The 25,932-nt window shown below is 45.4% G+C and carries 28 protein-coding genes and 1 pseudogene; 16 read left to right on the top strand and 13 right to left on the bottom strand.

The window, feature by feature from the left end:
• The 8 genes and pseudogenes from RIM23_RS19160 to RIM23_RS19195 form a co-directional block, all read left to right on the top strand.
• A pseudogene (locus tag RIM23_RS19160) lies at positions 1-477 on the top strand (hypothetical protein); the annotation flags it as partial.
• A 104-nt stretch (positions 478-581) separates the two neighbouring features.
• Complete coding sequence (locus RIM23_RS19165; protein ID WP_446368725.1) at positions 582-809, top strand: DUF4912 domain-containing protein; 228 nt, start codon at positions 582-584, stop codon at positions 807-809.
• A gap of 204 nt (positions 810-1,013) precedes the next feature.
• Complete coding sequence (locus tag RIM23_RS19170; protein ID WP_446368726.1) at positions 1,014-3,098, top strand: interleukin-like EMT inducer domain-containing protein; 2,085 nt, start codon at positions 1,014-1,016, stop codon at positions 3,096-3,098.
• 347 nt (positions 3,099-3,445) lie between these two features.
• Positions 3,446-3,979: a hypothetical protein gene (locus RIM23_RS19175; protein WP_446368727.1), complete on the top strand. Its 534-nt coding sequence runs from the start codon at positions 3,446-3,448 to the stop codon at positions 3,977-3,979.
• A gap of 70 nt (positions 3,980-4,049) precedes the next feature.
• A complete protein-coding gene (locus RIM23_RS19180; RefSeq protein WP_446368728.1) occupies positions 4,050-5,132 on the top strand; it encodes a DUF2235 domain-containing protein in 1,083 nt (360 codons plus the stop codon).
• Positions 5,133-5,374: 242 nt separating this feature from the next.
• Positions 5,375-6,538 carry an alpha/beta hydrolase gene (locus tag RIM23_RS19185; protein WP_446368729.1) on the top strand — a complete coding sequence of 388 codons (1,164 nt, stop codon included), beginning with the start codon at positions 5,375-5,377 and terminating at the stop codon, positions 6,536-6,538.
• A 143-nt stretch (positions 6,539-6,681) separates the two neighbouring features.
• Entirely contained in the window at positions 6,682-7,206 is a 525-nt protein-coding gene (locus RIM23_RS19190; RefSeq protein WP_446368730.1) for an SCP2 sterol-binding domain-containing protein, read from the top strand.
• Positions 7,207-7,413: 207 nt separating this feature from the next.
• On the top strand, positions 7,414-7,707 hold the full coding sequence (locus RIM23_RS19195; protein ID WP_446368731.1) for a hypothetical protein: 294 nt from the start codon (positions 7,414-7,416) through the stop codon (positions 7,705-7,707).
• Between the two features lie 489 nt (positions 7,708-8,196).
• Here RIM23_RS19195 and glgB read toward each other — a convergent pair whose 3' ends face one another.
• Both glgB and RIM23_RS19205 read right to left on the bottom strand, forming a co-directional pair.
• Positions 8,197-10,482, bottom strand: coding sequence for a 1,4-alpha-glucan branching enzyme (gene glgB, locus RIM23_RS19200; protein ID WP_446368732.1), 2,286 nt, complete (start codon positions 10,480-10,482; stop codon positions 8,197-8,199).
• 196 nt (positions 10,483-10,678) lie between these two features.
• Positions 10,679-10,969 carry a hypothetical protein gene (locus tag RIM23_RS19205; protein WP_446368733.1) on the bottom strand — a complete coding sequence of 97 codons (291 nt, stop codon included), beginning with the start codon at positions 10,967-10,969 and terminating at the stop codon, positions 10,679-10,681.
• A 271-nt stretch (positions 10,970-11,240) separates the two neighbouring features.
• Here RIM23_RS19205 and RIM23_RS19210 point away from each other — a divergent pair, with 271 nt between their 5' ends.
• On the top strand, positions 11,241-11,456 hold the full coding sequence (locus tag RIM23_RS19210) for a hypothetical protein (RefSeq protein WP_446368734.1): 216 nt from the start codon (positions 11,241-11,243) through the stop codon (positions 11,454-11,456).
• 430 nt (positions 11,457-11,886) lie between these two features.
• Here RIM23_RS19210 and RIM23_RS19215 read toward each other — a convergent pair whose 3' ends face one another.
• Positions 11,887-12,492: a hypothetical protein gene (locus tag RIM23_RS19215; protein WP_446368735.1), complete on the bottom strand. Its 606-nt coding sequence runs from the start codon at positions 12,490-12,492 to the stop codon at positions 11,887-11,889.
• A gap of 160 nt (positions 12,493-12,652) precedes the next feature.
• On the opposite strand from RIM23_RS19215, the gene RIM23_RS19220 reads away from it, so the two are divergent.
• The gene (locus RIM23_RS19220) at positions 12,653-13,507 is read left to right on the top strand and encodes a hypothetical protein (protein WP_446368736.1); all 855 of its coding nucleotides are present in this window, start codon (positions 12,653-12,655) and stop codon (positions 13,505-13,507) included.
• A 187-nt stretch (positions 13,508-13,694) separates the two neighbouring features.
• Here the strand turns inward: RIM23_RS19220 and RIM23_RS19225 are convergent, their stop codons facing one another.
• Positions 13,695-14,039, bottom strand: a complete 345-nt coding sequence (locus tag RIM23_RS19225) for a hypothetical protein (RefSeq protein WP_446368737.1) — start codon at positions 14,037-14,039, stop codon at positions 13,695-13,697.
• Positions 14,040-14,428: 389 nt separating this feature from the next.
• A complete protein-coding gene (locus RIM23_RS19230) occupies positions 14,429-14,680 on the bottom strand; it encodes a UPF0175 family protein (protein ID WP_446368738.1) in 252 nt (83 codons plus the stop codon).
• A 147-nt stretch (positions 14,681-14,827) separates the two neighbouring features.
• Here RIM23_RS19230 and RIM23_RS19235 point away from each other — a divergent pair, with 147 nt between their 5' ends.
• Both RIM23_RS19235 and RIM23_RS19240 read left to right on the top strand, forming a co-directional pair.
• Positions 14,828-16,702 (top strand): tetratricopeptide repeat protein, encoded by a 1,875-nt coding sequence (locus RIM23_RS19235; protein ID WP_446368739.1) that lies wholly within the window; start codon positions 14,828-14,830, stop codon positions 16,700-16,702.
• 307 nt (positions 16,703-17,009) lie between these two features.
• On the top strand, positions 17,010-17,408 hold the full coding sequence (locus RIM23_RS19240) for a pre-16S rRNA-processing nuclease YqgF (protein WP_446368740.1): 399 nt from the start codon (positions 17,010-17,012) through the stop codon (positions 17,406-17,408).
• Between the two features lie 120 nt (positions 17,409-17,528).
• Here RIM23_RS19240 and RIM23_RS19245 read toward each other — a convergent pair whose 3' ends face one another.
• Both RIM23_RS19245 and RIM23_RS19250 read right to left on the bottom strand, forming a co-directional pair.
• Positions 17,529-17,792 carry a DUF3146 family protein gene (locus RIM23_RS19245; RefSeq protein WP_446360803.1) on the bottom strand — a complete coding sequence of 88 codons (264 nt, stop codon included), beginning with the start codon at positions 17,790-17,792 and terminating at the stop codon, positions 17,529-17,531.
• 460 nt (positions 17,793-18,252) lie between these two features.
• Positions 18,253-18,375, bottom strand: a complete 123-nt coding sequence (locus RIM23_RS19250; RefSeq protein ID WP_446368741.1) for a hypothetical protein — start codon at positions 18,373-18,375, stop codon at positions 18,253-18,255.
• Between RIM23_RS19250 and RIM23_RS19255 the strand changes: the two genes are divergently transcribed.
• The 4 genes from RIM23_RS19255 (at position 18,374) to RIM23_RS19270 (ending at position 21,836) form a co-directional block, all read left to right on the top strand.
• Positions 18,374-18,529, top strand: coding sequence for a hypothetical protein (locus RIM23_RS19255; RefSeq protein WP_446368742.1), 156 nt, complete (start codon positions 18,374-18,376; stop codon positions 18,527-18,529). The genes RIM23_RS19250 and RIM23_RS19255 overlap by 2 nt on opposite strands.
• 105 nt (positions 18,530-18,634) lie before the next feature.
• Positions 18,635-20,128 (top strand): CIA30 family protein, encoded by a 1,494-nt coding sequence (locus RIM23_RS19260; protein ID WP_446368750.1) that lies wholly within the window; start codon positions 18,635-18,637, stop codon positions 20,126-20,128.
• 74 nt (positions 20,129-20,202) lie between these two features.
• Positions 20,203-20,541 carry an EF-hand domain-containing protein gene (locus RIM23_RS19265; protein WP_446368743.1) on the top strand — a complete coding sequence of 113 codons (339 nt, stop codon included), beginning with the start codon at positions 20,203-20,205 and terminating at the stop codon, positions 20,539-20,541.
• 5 nt (positions 20,542-20,546) lie between these two features.
• On the top strand, positions 20,547-21,836 hold the full coding sequence (locus tag RIM23_RS19270; protein ID WP_446368744.1) for an ERV1/ALR-related protein: 1,290 nt from the start codon (positions 20,547-20,549) through the stop codon (positions 21,834-21,836).
• 178 nt (positions 21,837-22,014) lie between these two features.
• Here the strand turns inward: RIM23_RS19270 and RIM23_RS19275 are convergent, their stop codons facing one another.
• From RIM23_RS19275 to ndhL, 6 genes are all read right to left on the bottom strand, one after another.
• The gene (locus RIM23_RS19275; RefSeq protein WP_446368745.1) at positions 22,015-22,806 is read right to left on the bottom strand and encodes a Uma2 family endonuclease; all 792 of its coding nucleotides are present in this window, start codon (positions 22,804-22,806) and stop codon (positions 22,015-22,017) included.
• 13 nt (positions 22,807-22,819) lie between these two features.
• Positions 22,820-23,224: a hypothetical protein gene (locus tag RIM23_RS19280; RefSeq protein WP_446368746.1), complete on the bottom strand. Its 405-nt coding sequence runs from the start codon at positions 23,222-23,224 to the stop codon at positions 22,820-22,822.
• Positions 23,217-24,200 carry a hypothetical protein gene (locus RIM23_RS19285; RefSeq protein WP_446368747.1) on the bottom strand — a complete coding sequence of 328 codons (984 nt, stop codon included), beginning with the start codon at positions 24,198-24,200 and terminating at the stop codon, positions 23,217-23,219. The genes RIM23_RS19280 and RIM23_RS19285 overlap by 8 nt, the downstream gene beginning before the upstream one ends.
• Positions 24,201-24,397: 197 nt before the next feature.
• Positions 24,398-25,195, bottom strand: coding sequence for a tryptophan synthase subunit alpha (trpA, locus tag RIM23_RS19290; RefSeq protein WP_446368748.1), 798 nt, complete (start codon positions 25,193-25,195; stop codon positions 24,398-24,400).
• Positions 25,196-25,198: 3 nt separating this feature from the next.
• On the bottom strand, positions 25,199-25,516 hold the full coding sequence (locus tag RIM23_RS19295; protein ID WP_446368749.1) for a DUF3007 family protein: 318 nt from the start codon (positions 25,514-25,516) through the stop codon (positions 25,199-25,201).
• A gap of 7 nt (positions 25,517-25,523) precedes the next feature.
• Entirely contained in the window at positions 25,524-25,736 is a 213-nt protein-coding gene (gene ndhL, locus RIM23_RS19300; protein WP_446339716.1) for an NAD(P)H-quinone oxidoreductase subunit L, read from the bottom strand.
• Positions 25,737-25,932: the final 196 nt, after the last annotated feature.

Genomic DNA, 25,932 nt, shown 5'->3' on the forward strand with positions numbered 1-25,932 from the left:
AATAGCCCGATTCTGTGCGAAAGCTTAGATTTTTCGACCAAGAAAGCTCAATTAAGAGAGCGTGGAAAAAAATATGCTCGAATGCTTTCTGCCTGGGCATACAGTCGTTTTTATCAAATTTTGTCATCGATTTTATCCAACCGAGGAATAGCTCTTTATTTGTGCAATCCAGCTTACACGAGTTTGATTGGATTGGTTAAATATAGTCGAATGTATGGACTATCGTCTGATGTGGCGGCTGCCCTAGCAATTGCCAGAAGAGGAATGAAGTATAGTGAGAAATTGCCGCGCTCTGTGTCCGCCTATCTTGGAGTGAATCCGAGAAAGCACGTATGGAGTGCTCTATATCAATTTAATAATTTTATTGGTCGATGCCCTGTAGTCAATCGTAGGCACGATTACTATAGTATCTCTAACTGGGAGCCGTTGGTTAAGGCTGATATCGAGCAACAACGCCGGGTATCAGCCAAGCGGTGAGCGTTAACGGTCATCGACCAAAAGTTACACCGTGGACTTATACCAAGGCAGAATTACTTATGGGTAGGTTTGTCTAGGTTTTTAGAAGCGGTTCAGAGAATTATGTGCTGCTCACGTTTCCGTCAGCGGACCAGGATTACCTGGCTGAGTTGGGATATGTCACCGCAAGTGGGGACTGGCTACCTCTAGCTGACTCGGAAACAGTACGAGTGACGACCAATATTCCCACTGACAGCGATACGCTGTTCTTGGTGTCAAGGGATCGTAATAATTCGTACACCTATTTAGAAGTTCCCCCCACTGTGCTGGAGGCGCTTAAGCCTCAGGCGTAGTTGTAGAGACGCTTCAAAAGCGCGTCTGGGAGCAGGGGGAGATGGGGAAGCTGGGGCAAATTGTGTAGGGGCGGGTTTCACTACTATCTTTTCGGTTACACCCAGATGTAAATAAAACCGCCCCGACTTGACATAATGACGAATGACATAAGACATAAGACGAATGACCAACTTTTTAGATGCGGGTGAAGGAAGAAGTAACGCATGAACCATAACGAAGCCCATCTTCATATCACTGTTCAGTCTGCCGCAGGTAACCAGGAAAATTCGGCTCGGATTACCGTAAATGACGAAGAATTCGGGTTTGAACCCTACAATCGCGGACTGAATGTGGCGGTTATCCATGAAGTGACCGGTCAAAAGCTGGGTGGTGCAACCTTTGATACCTTTGGTGATCCTAGTTGTGCGATCGCCTTTGCTGAATGGATGGAGAATCTGCCTGTTGGTCGAATTGTCGCGATCGCGCTGAAGGATGAGGCGAGTTTATATCTGGATGAGCGGGCGAAAAATGCCTGTGCGGCGTTGGGGGCGTATTGGGTTTACTATCTGCAATTTCGCAGTTCTTGGGCGATGATTGGTCAAAAGGGAGCGACACCGGGAACGGCGACTGAAGCGTTATCGGATGAGCATGGCGTCACCTGTTCTCGTTCCTTTACACTCCCCTCAATTTTCGCGAACACGGCGACGATTTCGGCGACATCGGCGGCTGGAGAGTACGGCGTTTTAACGCATATTAGCCGCAATGGAAACGTTATCCCGATTCCGGGAGGATATCAGCGGGGGTTAAATGTGGTGGTGTTTGAACCCGCTACTGGCAAGCCCCTGTCGAGTGGTTCGTTTGACTTCTTTGCGGATGCGTCTGTTGCTGACGCCTTTGCCCAACAGATTGAAGCGATACCCGATGGGAAGATTGTCGCGATCGCACTTAAAGATGATGCTTTTGTCAATCTCTCCGAAGCTGCCAAAGATGCCTGTCGCGCGATCGGTAGCCGTCTGATTGATGGATTGCAATTTCGCGGGGCTTGGTCAATTGTCGGCTATAAAGGCGCTTCTCCGGATGCAGTGATAGAAAATCTGAATAATTCTGGGTTCACCTCCGTCAAAGCCTGGATGCCTTTAGTCATACCCTGCCCAACCTGGCAGCCCAAACAAAAGCTACAACCCCCAGATTTACCCGAAAAAGGGATCTTTGGCAGTGCTATTGCCATGAGTGGCGAGACAGCGATTATAGGAGCGCGTTTGGCTCAAGTGAATGGTTGTCCGGCTGTGGGCAGTGCCTATATTTTCCAACACACAAACGGCCTGTGGACAGAAATACAGAAACTGCAACCGCCTGGGTTGGGGCGTCAAGATGTCTTCGGTAATGCTGTTGCCATTCATAAAAATGTCGCGATAGTGGGTGCCTATTTTGCCGATGCGCCCGATCGCCCCAATGCCGGGTGCGCTTATATTTTCCAACAGGAAAACGGGGTGTGGAGGGAAACACAGAAACTTCAACCCGCTGATTTACAGGGAAATGACTGCTTCGGGAGTGCGGTGGCGATTAGTGACAACATGGCGATCATTGGTGCCTATACGGTAGACGCAGAAAGTCGCCCCGATGCAGGGAGTACCTATATTTTTCAGTTAGAAAACGGGGTATGGCAACAAAAACAGAAGCTGCAACCTGATGAGTTAAAGGGCGGTGATGGTTTTGGTGGTGCTGTTGTGATCAGTGGGGAAACCGCGATCATTGGGGCGCGTCTTGCTCAGGCGGATAGCCATCAATATGCGGGGAGTGCCTATATTTTTCAGTTAGAAAAGGGGGTATGGCAACAAAAACAGAAGCTGCAACCGAGTGACTTACAGTATGGCGATAACTTCGGCAACGCGATCGCGATTAGTGGCGAAGTCGCTATTGTGGGTGCTTATGGTGTCGATGCCCAAAGCTATCCCGATACTGGCGCTGCCTACATTTTCCAACGCGAAAACGGGGTGTGGCAACAAAAACAGAAGCTGCAACCTGCTGACTTACAGCGTCGCGATGGCTTTGGATGTTCCGTCGCCATTCAGGGACAAGTTGCTGTCGTCGGGACTTCCGATGCAGGAAGCGTCTATATTTTCCAGTTAGAAAATGGAGTATGGCAACAAAAACAGAAGTTATACTCCCCTGAGGTGCAACCAAAAGACTGTTTTGGTTATGCCGTTGCCCTGAGTGAAGGAGTCGTGATTACTGGGGCGCATAATGCAGATGCTCAAGGGCGCCCTTATGCGGGTAGTGCTTACATCGCATTTGCCCACGGAACATGATAAATATATCCCTCATCTCCCCTGACTCAGGGGAGATGAGGCAGCTGGGGGAGATGTTAGTTGTTTAGTTATTTCTGCCTTCTTTCACTAGGGAAAAATCAGCCGTTCAGCATTTAGACCTTAATCGCAAAGGCTGTATATGTAGGGTGTGTTAGCCTAGCGTAACGCACCATTGCCACTATAAATGGTGTAGCTGCGTAAGTCCTGAACGGGTTTCATTAAGAAACACAAACGAATGTTGGCTTAGGGGGAACTCATCAGACATTATAGAAACTTGAGTGTTAGCGATTCATTAAGCTGAACTGTCTTTTTGAGCCATTATTTGCAGAATTTATAGAGGGTGAACTATGACCAGTCAATCTCAATCCGGGCAATCACTTTTGACTCGTTCTCGTGATGTAACAATTATTAATATTGATGCGCGAGTTAACAATAATGACAACCCCGTCATTAACTATTTAAAACCTGGTACCTATGATGTTCAGTTTATTGGTCAATCTCAAGGGGGGATGTATGACGCCTGGAGTCGTTGGAATTTTGTCTATGAATGTGATGAAAATGGCGAAAATTGTACAACCGGATGGCTTAATGAATACTACATAAAATCCAGTGAATTTATAATTAGCGTACCCACGACAGGTGTATATGCAACATCAGAACTTGCCCTATCTAAAGCCAAAAGCACTTCATTTACACTAAAATTTGGCAGTGATATCAGCTTTTATATCAGTGATGATCTACTTGCAGATAATCAAGGGGGAGTGTCTTTAGCTGTCAAACAAAAACACATTCGCCAACCCCCATCATTACTGGGAAATTTAGTCTTATTCGGCTTACTGATTGCTTCAGTCGCACTAACTTTGTTCATTTTAGATCCTTAAATCAGTAAATATAGCCAAGAGAGAATCTACCGTTTATGTCAATTCATTTTTTTAGGAGTAGAAACAATCAATGAAGCGTCTGGTTATTTGTTGTGACGGAACCTGGCAACAGTTAATAAGTCCTTGTCCCACTAATGTGGTTAAGATTGCCCAGGGGGTTAAAGCCACTTGCTCTTTAAATATTCCCCAGCTTGTCTTTTACGATGAGGGAATTGGTACAGAGAACCCAATTGCCAAGATTTTTGGTGGAGCTTTTGGCAAAGGAATTGATCAAAATATAGAAGACTGCTATCGCTTTCTTTGCTTAAACTACGAACCCGGAGACGAAATATATTTGTTCGGTTTCAGTCGCGGCGCTTATACGGTTCGTAGCTTAGCTGGAATGATCTTTAACTCAGGACTATTACCGCGTGACAAGATCCGCAAAGCTCCTGAAGCTTACCAGAGATATCGCTCCCGTAAAAGTGAAGATAAACCCGATGCCTATAAAATGGAACAGTTCCGCCAGGAAAATAAAGCAGAGCAAGTTCCGATTACGCTTCTTGGCTGCTGGGACACAGTCGGTTCCCTAGGAATCCCTAATTTATTGACTTTTTTATCCTTAGACCAACAGATTAACCAAAAATACGCATTCCACGATACTTCGTTGAGTCCTATTATTAAGAATGCGCTACACGCTGTTGCCATTGATGAGCAGCGTCAGGTTTTCGACGTTACACCCATGGAGATAAGCCACAGGAACGAATATAAGGGTAAGCCTGTTGATCAATTCCTGCGTCAAGTGTGGTTTCCGGGTGGTCATGGAGCGGTTGGCGGTGGGACTATGGAACAGAGTGGTTTCTCCGATGGAGCATTGCAGTGGATGATTGACTCCATTGAGCAATTGCGCCAGCAACAGCGTCTTGGGCTGGAACTTGATCCAACGGTTATCGAATATGGCATTCATCCTGACCCAACTATTAACTTTAGCGCTGAACCGCAGACTCTTATTGGTCGGTTAACGTTCAAAACTGGACGCAAGATTCGCGAAGTTAGTGATGAGTTTAATGATCTGCATGAGAGTGTTAAACAACGTTGGCAAAAAGTCTTGGATTACCGACCTTCAAATCTGGCAAAATTTAAATCTCTATTAGATAAAGAGGAAGGGATATAGACGCTCCAGTAGCTTCCCTCTGGGTGACATGAATCCATGTATTCCCCAAAAATTGAGAATCGCCATACCCGATCAAACAATTCTCTGGTGAATTCAAAACTCAGACTGGGCGGGCGCGAGTCACATCTTTTGTGAGGTACAAAACGATAATAGTGAAACCCGCCCCTACACAATCACTCACCATGCCCTCGACGGTCGTGAAAGGTCAAAATCTCTAAGCTATGACAACAAACTCAAACACCATGATTAATCCAACGGCTGATCAAATCGCTCAAACAAAAAAAGCGATTGAAAACTACTACATTTCCTGGATATCCCACCCAGACAAACGCGAAGGAGTCGCTCCCTTTTATCAGATGCATGAACCGGGAGAATCAATTCGCGGAACAGTCATGATCTTTCATGGCTTCTCAGCTAAACCGATGCAAATGTTTCTTGTGGGTGATTACCTCTTTCGCAACGGGTTCAATATCTATCAAATTCCGTTGGCTGGTCATGGGTTTGTACCACCTGATAGTTATTGGCCCCAAGTTGACCTCAAGCCCGAATTTCGTGACCCCCTGCGTCAAGAAGCCCGAAAAGATGCCGTTTTAGACCTTTTCTTGTCTAATCGTGATTATAAATCCCAAGGGCAATTTCAGCGATTGACAACGTTTCAGAAGATGGCGCTGATTGGTCGGATCATAAAAATGGCACCTCAGCTATTGGATATGGCATTGGCAATTGAGCGACCCAATGACCCCGATTTTGATCGCTATTTCACGTCGTCCCATCTGCAGTATTTGACAGATGCACAGGAACGTCTAGCAGAACTGGATGCAATGCCAGGACCGATTTATACGGTGGGACTCTCTGTTGGTGGTGCAGTTGCCCTAGGGCTGGCGGCGTCTCGACCTGACCGGATTAAAAAGGTGGTGGCTTATGCTCCACTTTTGGAAGTGTCTAATGAAATTAATGAGCGTTACATTAACCTCACAGGTCCTTTGGACTTGAGAGAATTTTCTTGGGAACACAATATTAGTTTTCCTGTAGGATGTTTAACGGCTGCTAACCGTTTTGGTGCCTTTGTTCGTAGTGATAAAAATCGAGAAACGTTAAAGAAAATTCCCACATTTTTGGTATTAACGGAGAACGAAGACGCGGCTGATCTTAAAACCAACCAGAGATTCTTTGAGCAAGTAGGTGGGAAAGGCAAGGGACACTGCTACTATCTCTATCCTGCGAGTGACCTTGTACCTCATCCTATGGTAGACCCGACAGAAGTAAGTCAGGGGATGACGAATCGTTTCTGGAAGAGTTTATATCAGGAAACCTTCCGCTTCCTCACGACAGGTGAGATTGATGCGGATAATATGAGCAACCTTGAGGAAGCACCGGATTTACCGCCGATTCCAACTTATTCGTAACTGGAAGCGGGGGGCGCAGGGCTGTAGGGGCGGGTTTTACAGATAACGTTCTGTTGGTGTCGAATAGCTTGACTAAACCCGCCCTTGGGGGAGCGGGGGGAGCAGGGGGAGAGAAATGACAAATGACAAATGACAAATGACAAATGACGAATAATGAACAGTTGGCTCAGTGGTTATATCGTTTGGTAGACATCCTACGTAGCCAAGGAGGTTCGACTTGGCGCAGGTTGGTTCAGACTGTTTCTGGCAAAACGGCTGTGATTGAGCTAGATGGAACTCAGTTGCGACTGTGGGCTCAAGAAGATGAGCGGTTACAGGTTCACATCGAATCCCTAGCGGAACCCCAACCCGTTCATTTTTGCAGTGATGCTGAAACCCTCAGAGATATCATTACTGGCTCTGTGACATTGGATGCGGCTGTAATGAGTGGCAAAATTTATGTCCGGGGTGATTTACCCGACTTACTGGGTATCAATCAGGTAGTCATGGGGATTTTAGCCGACAGTGCGATTAATCTACAGTTGCAACGTCTCTGGAACGAGTTTGATCACCTCTGGTTGCGTCTCCCCTCTCCTCCCCCTTGTCGCTCGCTTGATCAACAAAAACCATCCCGTGGTTATCTGATCAACCAGATACCCGCCGATGTACTTAACATTGAAGTCGATTGACTTCACCCGAAAGGGCGATATATTCTAATTTATTGTCGCCTGCTTGGTAAAATTTACGGAGTTTTACCAAGATTCTTAATGAAGATTTAAGATTTCTGACAATTTTCGTTATTCGTGGCGATCGCGCCTATTGTGATATAGAGAGCGCCGATTAAGGGCGATACTAACTTTCTGTTCACTCAGTTGCCATAACGAGCTAACTATTTTATGACTACTCTACCTACGCTGATTCGTTCCCTTGCTTTAACCACCCTGCTCAGCTTTGTTGCTCCCGTTGTCCTCTTCTTGGCATTTTTCGCCTTTCTCTGTACCCTGAGCTGGGTTCCTGGCTTGGAAACTCTCGGTCAAACAGGCGCAAACGACTTGTTGCAGTTTCTGGCGATTTTCGGCAGCGGCTGTGCTGTAGAGGGTTTGGTCGTGATTAGCTTGACCTGTAGCTTTGTGGCAGCCTTATTTGATACCTACGCCTTCTATAGCTATCAGCATCTCAACGACCACTAACTCCAACCATTTTGACACTCCTGACGCCTAAAGGCGTGAGTAGCGCTTCTTTCATCGAGCGCTCTTACTATGAAACAGGGGTCCTATTCCATACCAGAGGAGCATCTCTCCAGGAGCGTTTTGCTTCATTGCAGAAGCTAGTTCCGATATGCCCTACCGTACTATTGAAAACAAGAAAAAATGTGTTTTCTGGTACTTGGTGCTTAGACTTTTTACCTGTACAAGCATTCCTGTACAGAACCCTCTAAGCCTAGTTTTCAAGGTGCGATGCCTCTCGGTCTCTGGGTTTTTATAGAGGTTAAACACCCTTTCCTCTGGCGTTAATTTTAACACAAAGTTGTCCTAGAAGAACGAGGCTTTAGACCCAATTTTTCGGTAACCAATGATTTCCTATACTCGGTTAAATCGCCTTGGGCAACCTAGTTATGGTGCAATTAGTCTCCCGTTACGTTAAAGATGACGGGAGACTCTAAAATCGTAGACTTAAGACTAATCCGATCGCAGGGCGGCGGCTGTCTTCTCCCGGTTGAGCTTGAGAATCAACACACCCAGGGGAGGTAAGCACAAGTCCAGAGAATAGGGTTGATTGTGGAACCACCATTCATCCGTCCACTTACCGCCTAAATTCCCCATATTACTCCCACCATACTCGCGAGCATCACTGTTAAACAGCTCTGTGTAAAAGCCCATTTCTGGAACCCCGATCCGATAATGGCTATGGGGCTGGGGTGTGAAATTGCAAACCGTGACAACAAACTCTTCAGAATCCTTAGCACGGCGGATAAATGCCACCACGCTATGGCGGTTGTCACTACAATCAATCCATTCAAACCCCGCTTCGGCATAATCTTGGGTATAGAGGGCAGATTCTCGTCGATAGACTTGATTCAGATCAGCCATAAACAGCTTCAACTGCTGATGGGGTTCGTATTGCAGTAAATGCCATTCTAAATCGCCCCAGACATTCCACTCACTCCACTGACCAAACTCCATGCTCATAAACAGGGTTTTCTTGCCGGGATGAGTGAACATATAGGTAAATAAGCAACGGATATTGGCAAATTTTTGCCACTCATCCCCAGGCATTTTGCCCAGCATATTGCTCTTACCATGAACAATCTCATCGTGAGACAGCGCCAGCATGTAGTTTTCGGCATGGTGATACCACATACTGAAGGTGATATTATTCTGGTGGAACTGGCGGAACCAGGGGTCCATGTGGAAATAATCCAGCATGTCGTGCATCCAACCCATGTTCCACTTCAAATTAAAGCCCAATCCGCCAACATACGTGGGCCAAGACACCATGGGCCAATCCGTTGACTCTTCAGCAATGGAGAGGATACCGGGAAAATAGCTAAAGATCACATGATTCACCTGTCGCAGGAAATCGGCGGCTTCAATATGTTCTCTCCCCCCATACTGGTTGGTTACCCATTCTCCTGGTTTTCGGCAATAGTCCAGGTAAAGCATTGAGGCGACAGCATCCACGCGAATCCCATCAATGTGGTATTTGTCAAACCAGAATAAGGCGTTGGACACCAGGAAGTTACGGACTTCGTTGCGGTTATAGTTGAAAACTAAGGTTCCCCACTCTTTATGTTCACCCTTACGGGGGTCAGCATGTTCATACAGGTGAGTCCCATCAAAGAAGGCTAAACCGTGACCATCTTTGGGGAAATGACCCGGTACCCAGTCCACAATCACCCCAATCCCATTCTGGTGACACTGATCCACGAAGTACATGAAATCCTCGGGTGTCCCATAGCGAGAGGTGCAGGCAAAGTATCCTGTAACCTGATAACCCCAAGAGCCGTCAAAGGGATGCTCGGCGACGGGGAGTAGCTCAATATGCGTAAATCCCAGCTCTTTAACATAAGGAATTAAGCGATCCGCCAATTCCCGATAGGTGAGAAATCGCGCTCCGGGTTTGAGATCAGACACCAGAACCACCGGTTCAGGCTTCCCATCCGCACCAATGGCGGGTTCGGCTGAAGAACCATGCAGCCACGAGCCTAAATGCATTTCATAGATAGAAATTGGCTGAGTCAGCGTATCGGTATGGCGGCGCTGCTCCATCCAGTCTTGATCATTCCAGGTATGGGCATCAAGATCGGCAACAATCGAGGCGGTTTTGGGGCGGATTTCTTGGTGGAAACCATAGGGGTCAGATTTTTCGTAAATATGCCCATCATAGTTTTTGATTTCGTACTTGTAAGGGTCTCCCACTCCCACTTCTGGGATAAATAGTTCCCAAATGCCCGTGTCACCCTTCCGCATTTGGTGCTTGCGCCCATCCCAGTGGTTAAAATCGCCTAAAACCGAAGCGTTGCGAGCATTAGGAGCCCAAACGGCAAAGTAGACACCCTGAACTCCATCTATTTCCGTGGGATGGGCTCCTAGTTTCTCGTAGATGCGATGATGATTCCCTTCGGCAAATAGATGCCGATCAAATTCGGTTAAGCGCGGCGAACGGAAGGCGTAGGGATCGTAGATAACTCGCTCGTGTTCGCCTTCTTTGAGGCGTAACTGGTAGTTTGCCAGTTCTTCGATATCGATTTGACATTCAAAAAAGTGGGGATGATGCACTGATTGCATCGGATAGTCTTGGCGTTGTTCTGGAAGCACAACCCACACCGCGTCAGCATTGGGGAAATACACCCGCACTGTCCAGATGGTCTTTCCATCCTGTTCTAATTGGTGTGGACCCAGTATTTCAAAGGGGTCGTGATGTTGATTCCAGACAATTCGGTCAATTTGTTCAGGAGCAATCATGGGAAACATCAAGCTATCTACTTCAGTGAATGAAAGGTGGGTCTTAAATAACTTTAATATTTATATACTTTTTTGATTTTTTCTACACATTTGGGGCAAGTTGGGGTATAAGCAAGTGTTATATTTGCTCGGTTTGGTAACCGATCCAGGGCTATCCTTGAGGACAGGGTGAGGCTTCCGGCGTTTTTGGCTTCGGCTAAAACGGTGTGACTGTCCGCAGCAGATCTTGCAGTTGCAGCAGAAAAACAGTTTGCTGGATCTCAGGATCGAGTTCCGGGGGGGTTTCTCGCTGGGCTAATTCAGCTTTAAGTTGGGCGTATTCGGCGGCGGTAAGCGGTTCCCCATCGATAGGCGATCGCGCTTCCGTGATAATCTCCGTTCTCAACACCTCTTCGGGTAGGTCATCTGGGGGAGGTAACGCCAAACTCGGTTGAGCCACCAAACCCATTAATCCCAGCCAGATACTAAAAACTATACCTTTTTCCATGCTTGTCAGCTAAAGTTGGATCGCCTTGGGTTCAAACCCAAGGCTAAAAGCTCAAGTCAGCTAAAGCTGACTGAATAATAATTTTAGTCCATTTTAATAGACTCGAACTAAATTGCCCGGAATTTGAACTCCTCAGCAGGTGTCTTTGAACCCGTTTTAACGGGACGCGAACTTTTAGCCAGCTTACTCTAAAAGCTCGATTTTTTTGGTTAATGGGTAAATTCCGTATAATTAATGCCTCAAAATCATTCATTAAGTTGAGGAAAGACCAATGGAAAATGGAGTGGCTAAACTATTTGGGCAGATCCAACGGTTTGTTCAAATCAATCTTACCGGATTGACTGATAGAGTAGTAGGACTTTTAGGAGGCATTGATTTGCTGATTATAACCTATTTTAATAAAACTGTAGGGCAAGCTGAAGATCCAGAAATAATACTAGAACGTTTGCCAGCTCGTTTGCTGTTGCTCAAAAATTTAATCAACTAAACTATCGCCAAATACAAAGGGTAGCAATCAGATGTCAAGAACGAGCTAAGCTTGATAAACAAACAGTTTTAATATAGGAAATTAGACTGGAGCTGAAGAAATTTGAAAATCAAATTTTTAATGATAAACAAACACCTTTAGTAGAGGAAATTAAGATCAAGCTAAAAACGATTAAACCTAAAATTAAAAAGTTTATGATTTTATATTACAGGTTCATTGAATCACTAAATACTGGAATTTCAACTATAGCAGTAGACACATTGATTAGGACAAAGGCACCATTGTAGAGACGCGCCATGGCGCGTCTCTACATAAATGATGTGTCCTAACCGCTATGGCGGTGGCTATAAAACAAATCAACCCAGATATAATCCGAAACTGAGCAAGAAAGAAAATTATTGAAAAAAGCTAGGTGGCTTTACTAATCGGATTATGCCACACCAACGTGCTTACGATAGTTTTCCTCAAAGTTTAGAATGGCTTTAATATCGGGTTTTTGTGGCGCTGTTAATAGGTTAAGCGTCTTCTGAATTGTCGCCAATTCATCCCGCACGATTTGATGACGGAATGCTGATTTTGCCTCATGCGCGGAGAGTCTACCCTGATCAATGGCGATTTGTAGCGCTTCTTCACATCCCTCAATCAGGTCATCTAAAATGGGATTAGCTGCTTTTTGCAGTTCAGCTTCTGGAATGTTGGTATAGTAGGAGAATGCGGCTAACCATTCCTGACGAATCAGTTCAAAATTATTTTGCTGATTATCTGAAAGTTTGGCGGCGTAAATTTGCCGAACTATGGTTTCAGCGGTTGGAGATTCCAGAAATAAGCAAATTTCGTGAATCTCTGCAGGTTCATAACATTGGATTCGTTCTGATACTGTCTCAGCGGCTTTTTGGAGAACGGGCTGTAAAGCAGTTTCATTGAGTTTCCGGCGTTCTAGGATTTCTTCACCAATGAGGTGTTTTCCTACCTGACGCCTGACTGGTTCGAGAAGTGGGGAGAGTCCTTTGGCAATTAGGGTTAAATTTGGCTCCATGGTTGTATGCTATAGAAGTTATGATAGGAATAGTTCTATATTAGTAGATGCGTGAGTTTGATCGGCGCTAAAGCGCATACTACAAACAAGGCTGTACTACGTGCGGCGAAGGTTTATGGCGAAGACAGCGCAACTACAAACCTTTTGATGACAGGGAATTATGAAGGTTAGTTTTGGATTTGGGTACATCGCCAGCTTGATGCTATTGGCTAGTTATCCGGTGCTGACAATATTGACAGAAGCGACTCCTGCTGTAGCGGATGATACGGGAGTGATTCGGAAAGTCGTACTCCTGGATTTATGGGAAAGGGGGAATGGGTTTCGGTTGTCTCCAGAAGTTACTCAAATTACAGTTGTTGAGAATTATGCGATCGCGCAGTGGTTTTGGGACAATAGTACTGGGGAAACGGTTGTGATCAATCAAAATAATCAATGGCTTGCGATCGCGTCAACCCAAACTCCATTTACTCCTAGCACCCTGGCTAGCTATGGGATTCCCCGTGAGATGGCGCGGACATTAATTAATCGCGATCGCGCTAATCCTACCACACCGCCAGAACAACCTCCCGTAGCTAATATATTCACCCCCGTCTTACCGCAACTCCAGCAACAAACCGATACCTTAATTTTATTACCCAGCCAAATGCCGGCGTTTAAACAGCGGATTTATGTAAATAGCTTTAGGTCCCCCAATACCTATAGTATTGCCTTAAGCTTGAAGCAAAACTGCAATGGAATGGCTGATTGTACCGTGGGAGCCTTTAGCGCCACGCCAGTGAATCCCAGCTATTCTCCCGAAGATGGATTCATTAAAAAAATTCCCCTCACCAACGATATCTGGGGATACTTTACACCAAGTCGATGCCAGAGTATTTGTACACCATCGGTGATTGAATGGGTGTGGCAAGATACCCATTATCGAATTGCCTTAAAAGGGATGGGTACAGATGTCAATCGAGCCGAAGCGATGATGGTCAACATTGCGAATTCTGCGATTGAAGCGGGTCCCCGTTAATGCACTTATATTATCGTCCGTTGCTCTTGCCTACTTCACAGTAATTTCGGTGGAATGTCGCTGACTTATACAGCCAGTAAATAAATTTCCGCGTCAAAGCTAAAGCAAGCTTTAGCTGGCTACTTATGAACCCGTTTTAACGGGTTTTAGCTTTTAGCCAAGAACTTGAGTTCTTGGCAGATTCTATTTATTCCCTGTTGTTTAATTTCAAGACAAAACCTGTTGCTGATTGCCTGATAACTTCAATAAATTCATCGACTTTATTTACTAAAATTGTTTTGTTTTTATAGGAGATTTCAGCTCCTGACGACACTAATTCAAGCTTCAAATTATAGGGTTCTTCTGCTATCTCAACAGCCAAATTATTTCCTGATTTTATTGCTATACCTACTGCGATCAAGGCATCAAACCAAGAATCTAAATAAGTCGCTTCTTCTTGAATTGTTCTCTCGCCATCGCTAATCGAAATATCGCCCACTGGATCTATGGGATCGATGCCGCCTTCTTCATCGAGCTTCCATTCAATTTTCATCGTTTTTACCTATCCCTAATATGTACAGAACGTAACCGACCTAAAGAATTGAGAACAACTCGAACTCTAATTTGCTGTCCTCCTAAATTTACATATTGCTCAAAAATTTGTCTGTCTCCCGGATTACCAATTAAGTTTTCTGGACGACTCGCAATTTGCTGACCAAGTTGGAGAACATCATCAAGAGTTATAGAGGGTTCATGAACTTGGAAATCTGGCAAATGCTTGCTGATATGTTTTAGATTTTTCTGGCTAATATTTTCTGATGGATTAACAATTTCAACTGAACCTCACTCTCTTGGAATTTAGATATTCAATCTATTCGTTAATTATACTTTAGCATAACAAATAGAGAAATAAGCGGACTGCTATCAGCGATGATTGCGGCGTTAGTCATCCCGTAATTCGTCGGCAATTTGGTCATCGTCTAGGTTGATTACCGGGACTTGCAATCGTCCAAGTTCGTACATAAATTGCAGTTTGTTCATGTTGCAAAAGTCAGCAGCTTTGCCTAGAGATAGCCGACGTAACTCGAACAGTTTAACGGCGAGCAAGAAGATCAGTTCAGCTTCTAAGGCTTGGGGTGATTTACCAGATGTAATGAGTAAGTCGTCGGGATAGGGGAGGGACAGGGTACCCATGGTTGTCTCTGTGGTGAAAAGACGTGTGAGGTAGGCTGTGGCTCAATTCTAGCTTCTACACAACGCTTTGATGTTAGGGGTGTATATTAACAAAAGTAGGTTAGCCCAAGTCTAGGATATTAACGTAGGTATGAAGAACAAAACACGATGACAAACTCTGTACCATTACGCGATCGCTGTTTTCAACTGATTGATGAAATTGTCGCCGCGACGCTGAAAGGAAAAATCCGATCCAAGCGACAGGTTTACCAAAAGCTGGCGTCAGGTGTCAGTAGTGGAACCGGGGAAATGTTTGAACGCTGTCTGGATGAACGTCACAGCAGCACTCAGGAGGAAATCGATAATCCGGCGAGTGAACTCAAACAGGCTAAAGCGATACGGGCGCAGAGGGCGCTGAATATGATTAGTAGTGAATGGGAACGGGTACAGCAGGAGAATCAGGTGTCTGTGGCGATCGCAACCGCCACCCAAGGGATTACCCAAGCTGATCAGAGCGAACGTTTGACCGCTTTTGTGCGTGCGATCGATCCGAATCGGGAACCTGTCCTCAATCTATCTCAATTGGCTCAATTAGCCAAAACGCTTCAGCAGGAAGCAACAGCTAGTTCCGACAGCGATGGCGCCACGGAACTTGAACAGCTAGCCAAAGGAATTACCGGGGGGTTAGCCGCTTGGGGAAATTTGGAAAACGATTTAGTAAGCTGGATTTATGAGCAAAGTCAGGGTTCCTTGGGTTTTGAAGAACTCTCTCAACAGCGCGGACCGTGGGGACTCTGGGCAAAAAAGGTGAATCGTCCTCTACCCCAGTCTTTGTTCCAAGCCCTAGCCCATAATCGACCCCTCGATGAATGGATTCGTCAACAGCCAACCTTAGAATTGGATGCTTGGGTAGAAATAACAGTTGTTCTCCAATGGTTACAGCGTCGGTTAGTTAGTTGGTTTGATCAACGAGTCTATAACTCCAAAATGGGAGCTAGACTCTCGATTTCCACCTTTATCGTATTTGCGGTAATCTGGTCACAAATTGCCCTTGCCTTAAATCAAGCAACGGTTCCCCAACGAGAACGCTTGATCGATAGCTGTTTTCAGGTGACACTGCAAATTCTCCGCACTTTTGCCCAACGGGAGTATTTTCCGCTTTATGGCGGTGTTTTTGCCTCCTTGAGTGGTAATTATCTGCGGAATGCGATGGATTACCTGGATGAACCCTTGCGGCGCGTCGAGGGAACCCAAGAAAAAGCCCGAATTCTTACCTTATTGGGCTATTCCCAACGGGCGCAAGGTCGATATGATCGAGCAACGCAATTCCATCAGCAAGCCTTAGAGATTGCTCGTTCAGCTAACGATCGCCCTTGTGAAATTGCTAACTATAATCACTTAAGCCGCATAAGTGTGGCACAGAAAAATTATGCCGAGGCAATTAATTATAGCCAACGGGGATTAATTTTAGCACGGCAGGCGGGGGATAAGTTAGGCGAAGCCAATGCCTTAGCGAATTTGGGTTATAGTGAGGTCTTTCAAGCCCAACAGCAAGCCCTTGATCCAGATGTGTACGAAAGCGCCATTACTTACCTGCAACAAGGTCGGCAATTGTTAGAACGATTAGGCGATCGCCAAAGTCAAGCCCTTTGTTTATGTAGTTTGGGGATTGCTTATGGGGTTATGCAACAACCACAAGAGGCGATTACCTATTTAGAACAAGGTTGGCAAGCGGCGCAATTTTCTGGGGATTTGTATTTACAAGGACTCAATTTAGCGTATCTGGCGCAAGCCTACTATCAGTTACAAAATTGGAGCAAAACGATTTATACAGGAAGCTTAGGCGGATATTTGTTGGAGCAGATTGGCACAGAAGACTGGCGCAAAGCCGTGGGATTACTCACTATTTTACAAGGACAATTGGGAGGAGAAGTGTTCCAAGATCTGTTGCAGCAGCAGCGGTCAAAAATTCTTCCCTTAATTGGGGTAGATGGGTATGATTACATTCCCGAATTGTTGGAAAAGTATCGAAATTCGATGTAATTGGTCATTTGTCATTTGTCATTCGTCATTCGTCATATTCATGAAAATCCCAGACCCCAATTATGTATGTCATTCTGAATGGAGCGAAGCGGAATGAAGAATCTCTACCGATGTTGGGAGCAGACCATAATAAGAATTTAAGTTTACTGATAAGTTTTTATTATCACTATAAGTACGGGAGAGCCAATACCCTGAACCTTATATGCAGCAGGAAATAGCTCAGGTTATGAACCAAGTTTCCAGTTTGTTCTCCAATATCGTAGGAATCACTAACAGTTAAAATAATAGAATATACATATTTTGAACTATGATATTAGGGTTTGATCCGGGGCGGGATAAATGTGGTTTAGCCGTAAAAGGGAAAGACCAAGAGATTTCCTATCATCAAGTTGTGTCATCTGAGCAGGCGATTGCAACCCTAAAAAAGTTATGTCAGCAGTTTCCCATTGAAACCCTTGTCATGGGGAACCAAACCACCTCTAAGCAATGGCAAGGGAAAATTCGTGAAGTCATTTCTGCCAAGGTTCCCATTGTCTTAGTCGATGAACGCTATAGTACATTAGAAGCCCGCGATCGCTACTGGCAAATGTATCCCCCCAAAGGACTCCAACGGCTAGTTCCTCAGGGAATGCGCCAGCCGCCTCGACCAATTGATGATATTGTTGCTATCTTGTTGATTGAGCGCTACTTACAAACTCAGACCTAAAAATTAGGTCAGGGCGGGTTTTGAACAAACGTTATCATCAATAGCGACACCAAAGTCCCTAAACCCGCCCCTACAAACCATGTTTCCTCGAAAGCTGTGAAGGGTTAACCCTCAACACTTCTATAATTCCGCCCGAATGGTAAACGCATAATCTCCTCCCGGTTCCAACTGGTAATCGCAACGCTCTAAGAATCGACCCAGTGGTTCTTGGATTAAAGCGCGTCCCAAAGCAGGTCTGACGACCAACTGACCTTGGCGAAAACGCCATTGAAACTGCCACTTATAAGCCGCCGCTTGAACATCTCCTTCAATTTTGCCCTGTTGCCAAGAGTGCTGGGTAATCCGAACGTAGGCGGTGGTTTCCGGTAAATTCTTAGAACTCACAGCTAAACCTCTTCAGCTTAAACATTATTCTGGATGCAGCTTAGGGCGCACAAGTCCAGATTCGAGCATTTTATACTAAACTACCGGAAAATACGTGAAAGGTTATCAAAGTGAAGTAATTCTGGCAGAAGATGCGATAATTTCGCCGTTGCAATTTCCCAGTTGTACGATTACAGTTTCTGAGCTATTACCGCCAGTGATTAAATCGTAGGGGCGCATGGCGTGCGCCCGATTCAATGGGCGAGTTTTGTTAGTCAGCTATCGGTAATCAGCCACATTGAATTCCTAAACCCGCCCCGACAATGATATTGGTATCCGTTCTACAACACTTGGACAAAGCTAGACAATATTGGATCTTGTTAGACATCATCCGGATTGCTTCCTGCTTCTTTCTGGCGGTGACGGCACTCTTTCCAGTCCACAGGCTTAAAATCGGACAGAACTTGCCCTATTCAAAATTCTAGAGATTGCAGTAATTTGAGAAGCTTTGCTGCTTTAATCCGTTATTTTCAGCGCCATTAAGGTATACTGGATTTCTCAACCGCCTTATCACAGGTGCGCTACTCTTGTAGAGACGCGCCATGGCGCGTCTCTACTTTGCTACGGGGTCTCAAGCCCTAAGATCTTTCGCTTGGTTTTCGCTCCTGTCCACAATTATAGCACTGCACCGCTTGGACAAAATATCTAGCAATGTCCAATTCTGTCTAAATATTTGGTTACAGTTACTTCCCCCCTAAACCTAATCTAGGTTGCACCACAAGAAGATCCGCGATCGCTATAGCGGATTCATCCCCGTTGCCAAATTCGGTACACTGAAAAAAATAATAGTATAGGAAGGGATGATGGCTCCGAACAATCGCTCCCAATGGGATGTTGGTAGATTTATCGAAACCCTAGCTTACTTTGAGGTTATCCCTTTTATTAGCTGTTTAAAACGCTTATTTTCAGGTAACACAAAACATCACAAACCAAGTCAGAGTGGAGAAAAACGATTGGGCAAGATACTAGTAGCCGGTGCAACGGGTGGCGTCGGGAAGCGAGTCGTGCGGCGTCTGATGGAACGGAATTATCCGGTACGCGCTTTAGTCAGAGATACTCAGCGAGGGCGGGAAATGCTCCCAGATGAGGTGGAACTGTTTGAAGCCGATATCACTATCCCAGAAACCTTAACCCCTGCCATGATGGAGGGTATCTCCGCCGTCTTATGCTGCACAGGTGTTCGGGTGCAACCTGTAGAAGGAGATACACCAAACCGGGAAAAATATTATCAAGGCATCAAATTTTATATGCCAGAAGTTGTCGATAGTCCCGAAATTGTAGAGTATCAAGGGATTAAGAATTTAGTCCAAGTCGCCGCTAACCATTTAGAACCCGGAAAACAAGTCATTTTTGATTTCAAAAATCCCTCAGATGACGTAAAAGAAACCTGGGGGGCTGTGGATGATGTAGTGATGGGCGGTGTGAGTGCAAGCTCAATTCGGCTGATTGATAATGCTGCATTATTCAGCGGAACTGTATCTACAGCAAACTCGGGTGGTTTTGTTTCCGTTCGCACCCGCAATTTTGCTCCACCCTTAAATTTAGCCGGATATGAGGGGATGGAACTGCGAGTCAAAGGAGATGGACAACGTTATAAGTTTATTCTGCGAACAGAATCAAGGTGGGATGGGATTTCCTATTGCTATTCGTTTGATACTGAAAAAGATACCTGGATTGATGTTTGCGTTCCCTTTGAGGCGCTGATTCCGGTATTTCGTGCCAAAACTCTCCAGAATGCTGAACCCTTTGATCCGAGCCATATTTACGCCCTGCAACTGATGCTGAGTAAGTTTGAGTATGACGGCGCACTGAATCCCAACTTTGAGCCAGGAACATTTTCCTTAAAAGTGGAAACAATCAAAGCATACAATGGTGCGACTTTACCTCAATTTATTATGATTAGTTCTGCCGGCGTCACCCGTCCAGGGCGTCCCGGAATTAACTTAGAAGAAGAACCTCCAGCCGTGCGAATGAATGACCAATTAGGGGGAATTCTCACCTGGAAGCTGCGGGGAGAAGATGTCGTGCGGGAAAGTGGTATTCCTTATACGATTATCCGTCCCTGTGCTTTAACCGAAGAACCAGGCGGTAAAGGTTTGGTATTTGAGCAAGGCGATAATATTCGAGGCAAAGTCAGTCGAGAGGATATTGCTGAACTTTGCCTTCAGGCGCTAGAACAATCCCAAGCTTGTAATGTCACCTTTGAAGTGAAAGAAGCCGAAACAAGTTCTCCCGATTGGCATCATTTGTTTTCTTCCCTAAATTCGGATAACACAGACTTTTCTGAGTCAACTTGACGGATGACCCGTTTTATAGTTTTGTAGAGGGAAACTGGAATGAAGTTTGAGAACTTGCTTTAAAATTGACAAAAATGAACAGACAAAACCCAAAGACAATGAACGAAGCCGAGGTGGAAAGACTTTGGCAAGCTTTCAGAGTTTTCGATGAAGATGGCAGTGGCGAAATTTCTGCCGACGAGTTGGGGGCTGTTATGCGATCGCTGGGTCAAAATCCCACCGAGGCACAACTGCACGACATGATCAAAGAGGTGGATGTAGACAGTTCCGGTGCTATCGACTTTGAAGAGTTTAAAGCTCTCATGGTGTCCCAACAGGGCGATCGCGAAAGTCGGCTGAGGCTTGCCTTCAGTGTATTTGACGAGGACGGTTCCGGTCATATCTGCGCCAAGGAACTCAAAAACGTCATGTAGAAGGAGTGCTAGCAATCAATGAACTGAATCGGTTGCGCCAACTGGAACTGAACGCAGAACTGACACCTCCATCACCAAAAACTCATGGAGAAGATCCCAAGGCTTACTTGAAGCAATGGAACCGGGTGATTCTCAACGATGATCGGGAAGAAATTGACGGCGCGATGATGCCTGTGGCTTACTGGTACGAAGACTTCATGCCGAAACTTCTAACAGCGTTTAGTGTTTGTACGGCGGATGATATTGAAAGAAACACCAATCCCGACGAAGCCGCCTTGGATCAGTTGTATGAAGAGACTAAAGCCGTCGGAGAGTTTGATCGCTATGGTGGCGACGTTTGCGAAGAATTTCTCAACTGCACTCCTCAGCAAAAACTAGCAATTTTGCAAGCGTGGCGGCTGAGTCACCACTACCTCAACGGTGTGCAGAAGCGCCGGGAGCGTCTGGAGTTTGGTCGCGAATGTGGTGCCCTCTCCCAGTATGTGGCATTCATTGATGTATGGCTCAACTGCAGCTATGTTCGGGATGCCCAAATGCGGGTTAGTTTCCCCTACTACATCGGACCTGGAGTTTGGCGTTTCTTCCACACCTCTGCCGAAATCGTCTGCACCAAATCTCCGGAAGTCCAGCAAAAGCTGATCGGGGTTTTCAAGGATTTTATCAAACTGTTCGCCACGATGTACCCTTGCCCCTATTGTCGCCATCACTTAAATGCTTATGTGGTACAAAACAAGGAAGTGGATATGTACCCCATGGAGTACCTATTGTTGGGACAAGAACTACACGCAACTGAGTTTAGTATGTCCTTCGACAACAAGCTGGCTACGGTAACCGATGGACCATCGATGCGCCTGTTTTTCTGGAAGTTGCACAACACCGTCAATTCTTCCATCGCCCGTTCGGAAGAGTGGTATCAACGGGATGACAAAGCCTTCTACACCAACCGCTATTGGCCCAGCCTTGATGCTGAGTTGACCCGCGCCCGCGCCCTGCGTCACATCAGTATCACCACCGATCGCATCTACTATATCTACAGTATGCTCAAACCCACCGCCCGCCTGTCGGGATTTCATCTGGGATTGCAAAAGTTTTTGGACAGAGGCGACGAACAGGGTATCCAAGAGTTGTGTAAGCTTGCTGACACCTACATCAAGGAGGTAGAAAACGCCGTTTTAGAAGGAAACTTCCTGCAAGAGTCTTACAGCTTCGACCCAACCCTGGAAGATAACGCCCCTTACTTTACTCCCGAAGAAGAGGAGTTTGCTCGCAGCGGCGTTTTTGTTGAGGTTCACTAAGGGAAACTGGGGAAGCAATGTAGAGACGCTTCAAAAGCGCGTCTGGGAGCAATGTAGAGACGCTTCAAAAGCGCGTCTGGGAGCAATGTAGAGACGCTTCAAAAGCGCGTCTGGGAGGGAAAGTTATATCTGTGAATGCAACTTGGGATGAGATCTGAACTGAAAACAGCGATCGCACTTACTCCACATCATCAGGTTCAACCCCTAACTCCCGCAATCGTGCTGCTAATCGTTCTGCTCTTTCCCGTTCCGCAACTGCCCGTTCTTGCGCCTCGACAGCCCTTTCCTGCGCCTCGACAGCCTCTTCTTCCGGCGTTAAAATCAACTCTCCCTCAATCGTCATCCACCGCAACCACAGACGCTTAATTCCTCGAAAACTTCCCTGCCATAACCCTAAACTTAACACCAACTCCGGCATCACTAAACGATTATCAATCATGTTCATCGGTTCGTAATGACCCCCGACTAAATGAAACGCCTGAATTTCATTGGTATAGCGACTAAAAATAATCGAGTACGGAATCCGCAAAATCTGTTCATAAACCTGCCATTTTGTCGGCGGATTTCCAGGTGTTTGCACCGTTCGACCCAAATCTTCCTCTTGTGTACCGGGAGACAATAATTCCACCACTACATAAGGATTGATTGCTTCTTGCCAAACCACATAACTTAAACGTAAATCCCGCCCTTCATACAACCGAGGTATTCCCACTACGCCAAACCAATCGGGGCGTTTGTACCATTTAGGATGGTTAACATCATAGTAAAGATTCAAATCACAAGCCGAAAATACCAACTCCCGATTCCAGTTAGCGGGTTGAAACGTGAGAAATAACAATAAAGGTTGTAAAAAATGAAACTCGTCTGGCAATCCAGGTTCCTCCGGGTTGTCACTCGGTAAATCATACATCGTGGGTAAAGTTTGCCGAGGTGAAAGGGGGGGGTCAGTTTGAGTGGGAAGGTTAACCATAAGTTAGTGAAAACTATGAAAGGCGGCTTTTAATTACTTCTAGCTCATCAAAACACTTCTGGACAATATCCTTGTTGTGAGAATAATGTTCTCTAGCAGTACGATTTAATCCTCTTAAATACCTAGCTGTCATACTTACTCCAAATAGAAATACATAAGCATCCTCCAAATCACTCCACTCATTTTTTCGGGAAATCTTTTTGACATACACTCTACGAATTTTATGGAGAGAACCACCATTGTCACCCGAACTCTTTAATTCTTGAGTTTCTTGTTGTTGAACAGCATAATCATTCACCCAATGCAAAGCAGCATAGAAACACATAATAACAGCCCAATCCGGAAAGCCTTGTTTAGCGGCAATCGCCGTTTGTTCGTTAAACTCGGCTTGTTTACGGTAGACAGTAGGATTACACATAGCTAGATGCCACCACACTGTTATCTTTCAGGTTATGTTCAAATTCCCCAACCATCTGAACGCCAAATAACCAACTCTCATTATTGGTAATGTCTGATAATTTCCATTCAGCATCAATCACTAAAGATATTGATTTTTGCAAAAGTTCTCCGTTTTCTGGAGAGTCAATATCAGTAGGAAGGAGTTCAAAAATAATTTCATGTAAATCATTAGAACTGTTTGCTATAGCTCTTACTTGCTCAATATTTGGGAGTTTAATCAACTTTTGCACAACTTCTTTTATTTCAGTTAATCCAACCTCTCTGTCAGAGTTAAATTTCGTTTCTCCCTGCAATTTATTATCTATCGTTTCATCACCCTCAAATAACTTGAATAGCTCTAGCTTGCGCTTCCCTTTATTTTGTTCAACTGTGTAAAATACTAAGGATATAAAACTTTGTATGGTTTCGGGAAAACTAGGAACGAATATCCGATAATAATCATCTTGTAGATTACCCCTAAGAATGGACTGTTCGTTTAAATATAACCGTCTAGCAAGAGATTCAGTCATTACTTGCAACTCAACGGGAAGATAATTCCAATTTGCATCAACAATCCTTGCTATAGACTGAATATTTTTTATCAACTTATAGCAAATTTTCTGATAAACTGAAGTAACTCGATCTAAAATTATATTTTGCTCTGAGCGACTTTCTGCTTGTTCTATCTTGCTTTCACTCCATCTTTTAACCTTATCAATACGCTTAGAAATTCGATCTAAAATCCAAAATTCTCTTGTCAGCTCATCAATAGCAGCAATCGCCTTACTTTGGATAACATCTAAACTAGAACCCTCAGACTGCGCCAGCTCAGTATAGAATTCTGCTATTCCTGCTTTTCCCGAAGGCGATGCAAGAAAACGTTCTAAAGATTGCCGAGCTAGTTGGATTTCTTGAAGCTCGTTTTCTTGATCAGGACTTAGAGTGACAAAACTCATCTTCTATACCTCAAGTGCTTTTAATATCTGATCAGGCGAAGGCAATTACACTAAGGTATTATCCTTAGTCTCACTTTTTCCACTACTCCTCCATTTTATCCTGGCAGATGGTGAAGGAATTATTCGGTGTTGTTCAGCTTTGCCAATCTTCTATAAAATAAGCTGGCTTAACAACGGTGCAAAATCTGAAAAGAAGGCTAATCTCTAATTGCTGACTTGAGGGATTGACAAAACTCCTCAATCGCTTTTAATCCTTCAGTCGGGGTTCCTTCAGCTAAACGCTTCACGAAAGCACTACCCACAATTACCGCATCTGCACCCCACTGTTTCACCTGTCGCGCTTGTTCGGGTTGGGAGATGCCAAAACCGACTCCGATAGGTTTGTCCGTTACCGCCCGCATTTGCTCGAGTAAATCGGGGACACTGGATGCGAGTTGGCTTCTCATCCCGGTGACGCCTGTAACGCTGACGAGGTAAATAAAGCCCTGAGATTTTTTCGCGATCGCGTCAATTCTGGCTTTGGGACTGGTGGGTGCGACTAATAAAACCACTTCGATCCCAATTTCAGTCGCAGGCAGGATCAGCGATTCGGCTTCCTCTAAGGGTAAATCCGGCACCACTAACCCGGCTATCCCTGCGGCGACAATTTGTTGTAAAAAGACTTCAATCCCCCGGTTGAGAATGGGGTTGTAATAGGTAAATAGAATAATTGGCGCTTTTAGATCGGGCGTAACCTCCTGCGCGATCGCCAGAACATCATCCAATCGTACCCCCCGTTTCAATGCTCGTGTTGCCGCCGCTTGAATCGTCGGACCATCAGCCAAGGGATCGGAATAAGGCACACCTAGCTCTATCATGTCTGCCCCCGATTTGTCAAGGACTCGCAAAGCTTGAGCCGTGGTGACTAAATCCGGGTCACCTGCTGTGATAAAGGGAATAAAGGCGCATTCAGAGCGCTGGCGTAGAGTCTCGAAGCACTGGGAAATTTTGGTCATTGGTCATTGGTCATTGGTTGATTCAGAGTCTTGTTCCAATTCCACTTGTAACTGGGCAAGTTCTTCTGGGGTCATCTGTTCGAGGCGCTTTTGCAAGACAGCATCCTTATAGTCTTGCAGTTGCTGGTTATAGGTCATCTTGTGAGTACCCACTCGGAACAGATAGGTGAATACCCAGCCGAGTAAACCGCCGACTAAGAGTGCTTGACTCCAAATCCCGGCTTTCATCTCGTCTAAACCAGCAACCTGCAACAGGAGATACATAATACCACCAGCCGCAAACACGCCGATGGAAATTCCGATCGCATCAATTCGTCGCATTTTTATATTAAGCTTGGATCTGACGCTTTTTGGGACGGAAGTTCAGGAACGGGCTGAACAGTAACAATCCAGGGAAGAAGAAGAAGACGAGGAAGTACATAAAGCTACGCTCAAAGGAGCTAGCTACATACCAGCGCTGTTTTAGGTAAAAGTACGTAACCAAAGGAACGACGACGAGGTAGAGTCCACCTAAAGCTAGATAGAGTAATGCAACAATCATTAGAACTCCTCCGTTGTGGGAAACCCCGTGTCTTTAGACCGGGGAGGAACGCGCGGTAGCGGTTTAAGAAGCATACCCCTTTCGGGGTGGAGGGGTATGGTTGCCCCTCCTGTGAGGTATGGTTGCCTCAATCTCCTTTCGGGTAAAGTTAGCTTCGCCAATGTTATCGGTCGGTAACTATCCAAAAAGCACTGTT

The sequence above is a fragment of the Coleofasciculus sp. G3-WIS-01 genome (assembly GCF_040223135.1).
GTDB lineage: Bacteria > Cyanobacteriota > Cyanobacteriia > Cyanobacteriales > Coleofasciculaceae > Coleofasciculus.

Coding starts and splice junctions, on each gene's coding strand:
- RIM23_RS19170 (WP_446368726.1), top strand. CDS start 1,014: ATGAACCATAACGAAGCCCATCTTCATATCACTGTTCAGTCTGCCGCA.
- RIM23_RS19175 (WP_446368727.1), top strand. CDS start 3,446: ATGACCAGTCAATCTCAATCCGGGCAATCACTTTTGACTCGTTCTCGT.
- RIM23_RS19180 (WP_446368728.1), top strand. CDS start 4,050: ATGAAGCGTCTGGTTATTTGTTGTGACGGAACCTGGCAACAGTTAATA.
- RIM23_RS19185 (WP_446368729.1), top strand. CDS start 5,375: ATGATTAATCCAACGGCTGATCAAATCGCTCAAACAAAAAAAGCGATT.
- RIM23_RS19190 (WP_446368730.1), top strand. CDS start 6,682: ATGACGAATAATGAACAGTTGGCTCAGTGGTTATATCGTTTGGTAGAC.
- RIM23_RS19195 (WP_446368731.1), top strand. CDS start 7,414: ATGACTACTCTACCTACGCTGATTCGTTCCCTTGCTTTAACCACCCTG.
- glgB (WP_446368732.1), bottom strand. CDS start 10,482: ATGATTGCTCCTGAACAAATTGACCGAATTGTCTGGAATCAACATCAC.
- RIM23_RS19205 (WP_446368733.1), bottom strand. CDS start 10,969: ATGGAAAAAGGTATAGTTTTTAGTATCTGGCTGGGATTAATGGGTTTG.
- RIM23_RS19210 (WP_446368734.1), top strand. CDS start 11,241: ATGGAAAATGGAGTGGCTAAACTATTTGGGCAGATCCAACGGTTTGTT.
- RIM23_RS19215 (WP_446368735.1), bottom strand. CDS start 12,492: ATGGAGCCAAATTTAACCCTAATTGCCAAAGGACTCTCCCCACTTCTC.
- RIM23_RS19220 (WP_446368736.1), top strand. CDS start 12,653: ATGAAGGTTAGTTTTGGATTTGGGTACATCGCCAGCTTGATGCTATTG.
- RIM23_RS19225 (WP_446368737.1), bottom strand. CDS start 14,039: ATGAAAATTGAATGGAAGCTCGATGAAGAAGGCGGCATCGATCCCATA.
- RIM23_RS19230 (WP_446368738.1), bottom strand. CDS start 14,680: ATGGGTACCCTGTCCCTCCCCTATCCCGACGACTTACTCATTACATCT.
- RIM23_RS19235 (WP_446368739.1), top strand. CDS start 14,828: ATGACAAACTCTGTACCATTACGCGATCGCTGTTTTCAACTGATTGAT.
- RIM23_RS19240 (WP_446368740.1), top strand. CDS start 17,010: ATGATATTAGGGTTTGATCCGGGGCGGGATAAATGTGGTTTAGCCGTA.
- RIM23_RS19255 (WP_446368742.1), top strand. CDS start 18,374: ATGGCGCGTCTCTACTTTGCTACGGGGTCTCAAGCCCTAAGATCTTTC.
- RIM23_RS19250 (WP_446368741.1), bottom strand. CDS start 18,375: ATGGCGCGTCTCTACAAGAGTAGCGCACCTGTGATAAGGCGGTTGAGA.
- RIM23_RS19260 (WP_446368750.1), top strand. CDS start 18,635: ATGGCTCCGAACAATCGCTCCCAATGGGATGTTGGTAGATTTATCGAA.
- RIM23_RS19265 (WP_446368743.1), top strand. CDS start 20,203: ATGAACAGACAAAACCCAAAGACAATGAACGAAGCCGAGGTGGAAAGA.
- RIM23_RS19275 (WP_446368745.1), bottom strand. CDS start 22,806: ATGGTTAACCTTCCCACTCAAACTGACCCCCCCCTTTCACCTCGGCAA.
- RIM23_RS19280 (WP_446368746.1), bottom strand. CDS start 23,224: ATGTGTAATCCTACTGTCTACCGTAAACAAGCCGAGTTTAACGAACAA.
- RIM23_RS19285 (WP_446368747.1), bottom strand. CDS start 24,200: ATGAGTTTTGTCACTCTAAGTCCTGATCAAGAAAACGAGCTTCAAGAA.
- trpA (WP_446368748.1), bottom strand. CDS start 25,195: ATGACCAAAATTTCCCAGTGCTTCGAGACTCTACGCCAGCGCTCTGAA.
- RIM23_RS19295 (WP_446368749.1), bottom strand. CDS start 25,516: ATGCGACGAATTGATGCGATCGGAATTTCCATCGGCGTGTTTGCGGCT.
- ndhL (WP_446339716.1), bottom strand. CDS start 25,736: ATGATTGTTGCATTACTCTATCTAGCTTTAGGTGGACTCTACCTCGTC.